Raw genomic sequence first — 6,962 nt, 5'->3', positions numbered from 1 at the left:
CGACACCGCGTTCTGACCGTTGGAAACGGCCACTCCGTAGCCCCCGGCCTGGTTGTTCAGGTACTGGGAGACGACGAAGCCGGCGGGGTCGTCGGCGGCCGTCTGGACCCGGAGACCCGAGGACAGACGGTTCATTGACGTGGTGAGCTGCGAGTCGGTGCGGCTCAGGTTGTTGAACGCGCTGATGGCGTTGACGTTGGTGTTGACGCTAAGGGACGACACTGCATTCCTCCATGTTTGCAAGACGCTCTTTCCGTAGAGCGCCGGCGCCGCCGTGGTGGATGCGCCACGAGAGCTATCGACTGGCCCGGACCGAGGCTTAAGGGAACGTTAAATCGGACCCTGAGAACGGAAGTTCCACAGGCGCCGGCCGAGCTCAGCGCCGGGCCACCAGGTGGCCCTCGAGAACCTCCAGCACGGCTCCCGGGGGCATGGGCCGGGCCAGGTGGAAGCCCTGGGCGTAGCTGCACCCGGCCTCCCTCAGCCAGGCCAGCTGGGCCTCCGTCTCGACGCCCTCGGCCACGGTCGCCAACCCGAGAGACCGCCCCAGGTCGAGCATCACGGTCAGGAGAGCCTGGCCTTCGGCCGTACCGGCGTCCTTGACGAAGGTGCGGTCGATCTTCAGCACCTCCACCGGGAAGGAGCGGAGATAGGCGAACGAGGAGTAGCCGGTTCCGAAGTCGTCCACGGCCAGGCGCACCCCCAGGGCCCGCAGAGCGGCCAGGCGCTGGGCGGCCACCTCCCGGTCGACCATCAGTCCGCTCTCGGTGATCTCGAGGGTCAGCCGGGACGCATCGAGATCTGTCAGCTGCAGGGCGTCGCGCACGTCGTCGACCAGACAGCCGCTGGCGAGCTGGTGGGCCGACAGGTTGACCGCCATGTCGACGGGGTGGCCGGCCCGCTCCCATTCCTTCGCCTGCCGGCACGCGGATGTCACCACCCATCTCCCGACGTCGTCGATCAGCCCGGTCTCCTCCAGGGAGGGTATGAACTCGGCCGGCGCCAGCAGCCCCCGGGTGGGATGGCGCCAGCGGATGAGAGCCTCGGCCCCGGTGACCCGTGCCTCGTCCAGGGAGAAGGTGGGCTGGTATTCCAGGACGAACTGCTCCCCGTCCAGGGCGGAGCGCAGCTGGAGCTCGAGCTCGACCCGGGCGACGAACTCGCTCTCCATCTCCGGCTCGAACACGGAGTAGCACGACCGGCCCGTGGCCTTGGCGTGGTAGAGGGCTATGTCCGCCATTCGCAGCAGCTCCTCGGCCCTTCCCCGGTCGGCCACCGCGATCCCGATGCTGGCCGACACGAAGAGCGACAGGGGCCGGGGTCCCTCGATGAAGAAGGGATCCTCCAGGACACGGTGGAGGCGCTCGGCCAGGACATTGGGCCGGTTGTCGACGGATGCCGCGTCGGCCAGGACGACGAACTCGTCGCCTCCCATGCGTCCCACGGTGTCGCTGCCCCGGAGACACCCCGTGAACCGCGCTGCCACGGCGCGCAGCAGGGCGTCACCTGCGTCGTGGCCGAAGGTGTCGTTGATGTCCTTGAAGTCGTCGAGGTCGACGAACAGGGCCGCCACCGGCCGGTTCTGCCGGCGGGACCGGGCCAGCATCTGGCCGGCGCGGTCGAGGATCAGAGCCCGGTTCGGCAGGCCGGTCAGAGCGTCGTGCAGCGCCTGATGCTGGATCCGGTCGAGCAGGCGGGCGTTGCTTATGGCCGTGCCGGCCTGGGCCGCCACGCCCCGGAGGAGCTCGGCCAGGCTGGGATGACGGGTGAGCCGCTCGGGCCGATCGGTCACCGAAGCGATCACCGCGCCGGCGGCCACCCCGTTCATGTAGATCGGGATCCGGGCCAGCGCCGCCGAGCCGCACGCCGCCATGTACCGGCGGAGCTCGGGGTCCTCCGCCTCGCGGATGTCCCAGAGGTCTACGGCGTCGGGCATCTCGGGGCCGTAACCGGGGTAGACGCCGGACCGCAGCTCCGCCTCCACCGCCGGCGGGTACCCCCACATCCCGACGAAACGCAGGACGGGCGTCTCGGCATCCATGAGGACGACCGACGCCCGATCGCAGTCGACGACGAGGGGAACGGCCCGCGCCACCCGGTCCGCCATCTCCCGGACGCCGGCCAGCTGGGACAGGGAGCTGGCCAGGTCGAGCAGGGCGGTGGCGGTGTCGGCCTGCCAGTGGGCCTCGTGCACAGCCGAGGCCGAGTCCAGGGCTGCCGCCGCCAGGCGGGCGTGGGTCCGGAGGACTTCGACCTCCTGCGGGAACAGCCGCCGGCCGGTCTCGCTCACCGCGACAAGGTGACCGTAGACGGCCCGCTCCGACACCACCTCCACAGCGCAGAGCCGGATGTCATCCCCGGCCGTGCCGTCGAGCACCCGGCCGACCAGCTCCTCCTGCTGCTGGCGTTCCAGTCCCTCACCGTGCACCCACCGCCCCGACAGGGGGGCGGCATCGATCACCAGCAGGTAGCCGGAGGCCCGCACGGCCCGTCCCGTCCACTCGACGATGCGGGCCAGGACGTCTCTCAGGTCGCTCCCCGAGACGATGTCGGCCGCCGTGGCCTGCATGGCCCGCAGGCGGGCCTCGCCCACCTCGGCCCGGAACCTCAGGTTCTCCCAGCGCCGGGTCTCGTCATCCTGGGCGGTCCAGCTCACCCGGTACCGGCAGGCCGGCGCCCCCTCCGCCTGGCACTGCTCCTCCACGACCTCGGCCGGGGGCATCCCGAAGAGCATCGGAGGCACGGAGATGAGCCCGGAGCCGAAGGCGCAGTACTCGGGGAAGGCCTCGAATCCGTCCTTGAAGCGGTTGGTGAGGACCCACTCGGAGGGACCCACCTCCTCGGCCGTCATCTCCATGATCGTGGAGAGAGCAGCCGAGGCGTCTGCGATACAGGCGTACAGCGCCGTAGGGGATCCCAGGTCCTGCAGGGCGGCGGTGAACTCCGGCATGGACACCGACTCCATGGCGCTGGCCGCCACCACGGTCAGGTGGCTCATCCCGCCCAGCTCGGTGGCCGCCGCCTCGAGCAGGGCCCGCAGCTCGGCGTAGGAGCTCCACGACGACTCGTCGGTCAGGACGTCGACGCCCCGGGTCTCACCGGCCTGCACCAGGACCTGCTCGAGGGATCCCGGCCGGCCGTGGCCCCGGAAGTAGTCGACCAGGTATTTGGTCATGCTCCCCGCGTAGTGGCGGGCCAAGTGCTTTCCCCCCTGAGACGCCGACGGCGCTCACGCCGAGGAGGCGCGTGCTCTTCAAGCATCGGCACACCGCGTTCGGGGCTTTACGTCCGGGCCAAAGGGACGAATCGGAAGACTTCTATCGGAAGTGGCTTACATCAGGAGGGTATGACAGTGACTGAAAGCGGTGAATCCGTCACGGTCGGGGTCTCGACGCCGCCGATCAGGCGGCGTGCCGGGCGTCGAGGCGGTCGAGCAGGTCCCCGGCCGCGGCCGCGACCTTCTCGTGGCCGTTCTGGACCGCCCGCTGCTTGGCGTGGATCAGGGCGGCCCTGATGACCCGGCGGAAGTCCCCGTAGGGGAACCCGTAGCGATCCTTGGCCTCGTCCGACGCCTCGGTGTCCAGGGCCAGGTGCCACTCGCCGTATCCGTCGTAGCCGTGCCGCTCGATGTAGGCGTTCCCGTCCGAGGCCGACGGCGCCGCCTCCGACCACTCGGTGTGCAGGTCGTACTGATTCGAGTCGATCATCCGCCGGGCCCAGGCCACGCCGGCGTCGTTCACCTGGTACTTGGCCATGCCAAGGTGGTACCCACCGCGTCGGGTTCCCATCGCCCTGGAGGTGGGCACTCCGTCGGTCAGTCGACACTCCGGAGGTAGCGATGCTGATCAGCACGATGAACGAGCTGCCGGGCTACGAGATAACCGAGGTGCTGGGGGAGGTCTTCGGCCTGACCGTCCGGTCCCGGAACCTCGGCTCCCAGCTCGGTGCGGGGCTCAAGTCACTCGTCGGAGGAGAGCTCCGCGGCATGACGAAGAACCTGGCCGCCAGCCGGGAGGAGGTGCTCGAGCGGATGATGGAGGAGGCGCGGGTCAAAGGAGCCGACGCCGTGCTGGCCTTCCGCTTCGACACCTCGGAGATGGGTGGGAACTGGACGGAGATCTGCGCCTACGGCACGGCCGTCAAGGCGGTCCGCCGCGCCTGATGCCGGGGGTCGGCGTAGCTTTCCCGCGTGGGCCTCGCCGGGGAATGGGAGCCGGACGCCGAGAACTGGGTCCGCTGGGCCCGCACACCCGATCACGATGCCTACTGGTACTACCGCGACGCCTTCTTCGACGACCTCCTGCCCGCCCCCGGCCGGCGGACCCTCGAGATCGGCTGCGGAGAGGGACGGGTGGCCAGGGACCTCGGAGCCCGTGCCCACCGGGTCGTCGCCGTCGACTCGTCGGTGACCCTCGTGGGGCACGCCCGCGCCGCCGACCGGGGCACGCCGTACCTGGTGGCCGACGGGGCGAAGCTCCCGTTCGCGGGCGGGTCGTTCGACCTCGTCGTTGCCTACAACTCCCTTCAGGTCGTCTCGGACATGGCCGGGACGGTCCGGGAGGCGGCCCGCGTCCTCGAGGCCGGGGCGCGCTTCAGTGTCTGTGTCAGCCATCCACTGGCCGACGTGGGCACCTTCCTGGATCAGACACCCGAGGCGCCGTTCGCCATCCGGGACGACTACTTCGTCAACCGGCGTCTCGAGGACAAGGTCGTCCGCGACGGTCTGGAGATGACGTTCCGGGGCTGGACCTACTCGTTGGAGGACTACGCCCGCGCCTTCGAGGAGGCAGGCCTCCGGATCGAGACCGTGCGCGAGCCCCGGCCGTCCGGTCTCTCGGGTCGCTACCGGCGCTGGGAGCGGGTCCCGATGTTCCTCAACATCAGGACCGTACTTCCCGGGTAATCGATCCGACCCCTCAGTCCCGGCGGTGCAGTGTCACGTCGACCGGGTGCTCCCCGTCGACCGATATGAAGTCAGGGGCCGCCTTTGATCCCAGCGCCCGGAAGGCCTCGAGGTTGGCGGGTTGCCCGAGGAGACGACCGAAGGCGGTGTTCTCCCGTTGGCGCGCCCGGTCGACAGCGTCCCGGTGTCCCGCCACGAGGGTTCGCTTCGTCTCGATCAGGGACGCGATGGGCTTGGCCGCGATCAGTCGGGCGACCTCCAGGGTCTCGGCCATCAACCGGTCGGGCGGAACGACGCGCCAGGCCAGGCCGTTGCCCAGACAGTCCTCCGCGCTCAGCCACGTCGAGCTCATCAACACCCAACTGGCCTCCTGGCGCCCGAGGAGCAGGGGGAAGGTGTACGAGCTGCCGGCCTCCGGCGCAACTGCCAGGTCGGTGAACGGACAGCGGATCCGGGCGTCGCTCGACATGATGACCAGGTCGGCAAAGCCCAGCAGGGTGGCTCCGATCCCGAGCGCCAGGCCGTTCACAGCACATATCAGCGGTTTCGGGAACGTCGAGAGCTGGTCGATCAGGCCGGGGAACCCGTGGGTGCCGGCCCGGAAACCTTCCGGATCGGTGGTACGGGCGGCCATCTCCAGGACATCGGTCCCGGCCGAGAAGGATCTTCCTGCTCCGGTCAGGACCACCACCGCCACCTCGGGCGAGGCGGCGGCAGCGATCAACGCCTCCGTCGTCGCGTCGTAGAGAGCCTCGTTGAAGGCGTTGAGGGCGTCGGGACGCTCCAGGCAGATAGTCCGGACCCGGTCCTCGTCAGCTATCCGCAGCATCGGCGCTCCCTGCGGATCTCACCCGACCTGAACCTGAAGGGTCTCGTAGCCGCTCACGAAATTGGCGGGGCGGTACGCAGGCTCCGCTGGCTCAGCCAGGGACAACGAAGGCAGACGCTCGAGCAGCTCCTCGAAGAGGACGCGGAGCTCGAGCCGGGCCAGGTTGGCCCCCAGGCAGTAGTGGGTTCCGAAGCCGAAGGCGACGTGGTCGTTGGGCGACCGCCGGATGTCGAACTCGAACGGGTCGACGAAGACCGTCTCGTCCCGATTCGCCGACGGGTAGAGCAACAGGAGCTTCTCTCCGGCCGGGATGGTTCGCCCCCCCAGTTGGGTGTCCTCCGTGGCGGTGCGCGCCATGTTCTTGATCGGGCTCACCCAGCGCAGCATCTCCTCGATCCCGCCGGCCAGGAGGGACCGGTCCGCCAGGATGGCCTCCCAACGTTCACGGTGCGCGAGCAGCTGATAGGCGCCACCGCTGATCACGTGCCTGGTCGTCTCGTCGCCGCCGATCAGGATGAGAAGGGACTCGATGATCACCTCTTCGTCGTCGAGGCGGTCGCCGTCGACCTCCGCATGCACCAGGACGCTCATGAGGTCGTCGGTCGGCTGCTGGCGGCGAGCGCCGATGACCTTGGCCGCATAGTCGTGGTAACCGGCCGAGGCCATCAGGGCGGCGGTGAGCACCTCCTCGTCGTCCGACCCGAGGGCACGCAACAGGTCGTCGCTCCACTGGAGGAGCCGCCCGCGATCCGGCGGCTCGACGCCGAGCGCATCGCCGATCACTATGAGCGGTAGCCATGCCGCCAGGTCCCACACCAGGTCGAACCGGCCCCGCTCGGCGACGGCGTCGACGAGGAGCCTGGCGGTTCGGCGGATCGACTCCTCCTGGTCCCGGACCCGTCGGGGCGTGAACCCCCGGTTCACGAGCTTGCGTCTCTTCAGGTGGTCCGGGTCGTCCATGTCGATCATCATCGGGACGGGTGGGGTGTCGGGACGGATGCCCCCGGCGTTGCTGAAGATCTTGGGCTGGGCGCTGACCTGTTTCACGAGGTCATAGGTGGCCACGCCCCAGACGCCGTTCTTCGGATCCCGCCAGACGGGGGCGTTGTTCCGCAACCAGGTCAGCTCCTCCTGCGGGTTTCGGCCCCAGAAGGCCCCGTCGACGAGGTCGATCGTGTCTTCCAATCCGCTTCCTTCCTGATCGGCCCGCGCCGGGGCAGCGGCGAGTGG

At 69.5% G+C, this 6,962-nt stretch carries 7 protein-coding genes; 2 read left to right on the top strand and 5 right to left on the bottom strand.

Annotation, left to right across the window (positions count from 1 at the left end):
* From VFW24_04390 to VFW24_04380, 3 genes are all read right to left on the bottom strand, one after another.
* Nucleotides 1–222, bottom strand: a 222-nt coding sequence (locus VFW24_04390; GenBank protein ID HEX5265987.1) for a flagellin, incomplete at its 3' end; no start/stop codon positions are given.
* Nucleotides 223–376: 154 nt separating this feature from the next.
* Complete coding sequence (locus VFW24_04385; GenBank protein ID HEX5265986.1) at nt 377–3,175, bottom strand: EAL domain-containing protein; 2,799 nt, start codon at nt 3,173–3,175, stop codon at nt 377–379.
* Nucleotides 3,176–3,401: 226 nt separating this feature from the next.
* Nucleotides 3,402–3,755 carry a hypothetical protein gene (locus VFW24_04380; GenBank protein ID HEX5265985.1) on the bottom strand — a complete coding sequence of 118 codons (354 nt, stop codon included), beginning with the start codon at nt 3,753–3,755 and terminating at the stop codon, nt 3,402–3,404.
* Between the two features lie 83 nt (nt 3,756–3,838).
* Between VFW24_04380 and VFW24_04375 the strand changes: the two genes are divergently transcribed.
* Nucleotides 3,839–4,162, top strand: a complete 324-nt coding sequence (locus tag VFW24_04375; GenBank protein ID HEX5265984.1) for a YbjQ family protein — start codon at nt 3,839–3,841, stop codon at nt 4,160–4,162.
* 27 nt (nt 4,163–4,189) lie between these two features.
* On the top strand, nt 4,190–4,903 hold the full coding sequence (locus VFW24_04370; GenBank protein ID HEX5265983.1) for a class I SAM-dependent methyltransferase: 714 nt from the start codon (nt 4,190–4,192) through the stop codon (nt 4,901–4,903).
* A gap of 13 nt (nt 4,904–4,916) precedes the next feature.
* On the opposite strand, the gene VFW24_04365 is transcribed toward VFW24_04370, so the two are convergent.
* Both VFW24_04365 and VFW24_04360 read right to left on the bottom strand, forming a co-directional pair.
* Nucleotides 4,917–5,732, bottom strand: coding sequence for an enoyl-CoA hydratase-related protein (locus VFW24_04365; GenBank protein ID HEX5265982.1), 816 nt, complete (start codon nt 5,730–5,732; stop codon nt 4,917–4,919).
* Nucleotides 5,733–5,750: 18 nt separating this feature from the next.
* The coding region (locus tag VFW24_04360) for a cytochrome P450 (protein ID HEX5265981.1) at nt 5,751–6,962 on the bottom strand (1,212 nt) is incomplete at its 5' end.

The organism is Acidimicrobiales bacterium (assembly GCA_036273495.1).
Classification (GTDB): domain Bacteria; phylum Actinomycetota; class Acidimicrobiia; order Acidimicrobiales; family JAJPHE01; genus DASSEU01.
The sequence above is the reverse complement of the archived record's forward strand: the minus strand, read 5'-3'. Positions and strand labels throughout refer to the sequence as shown.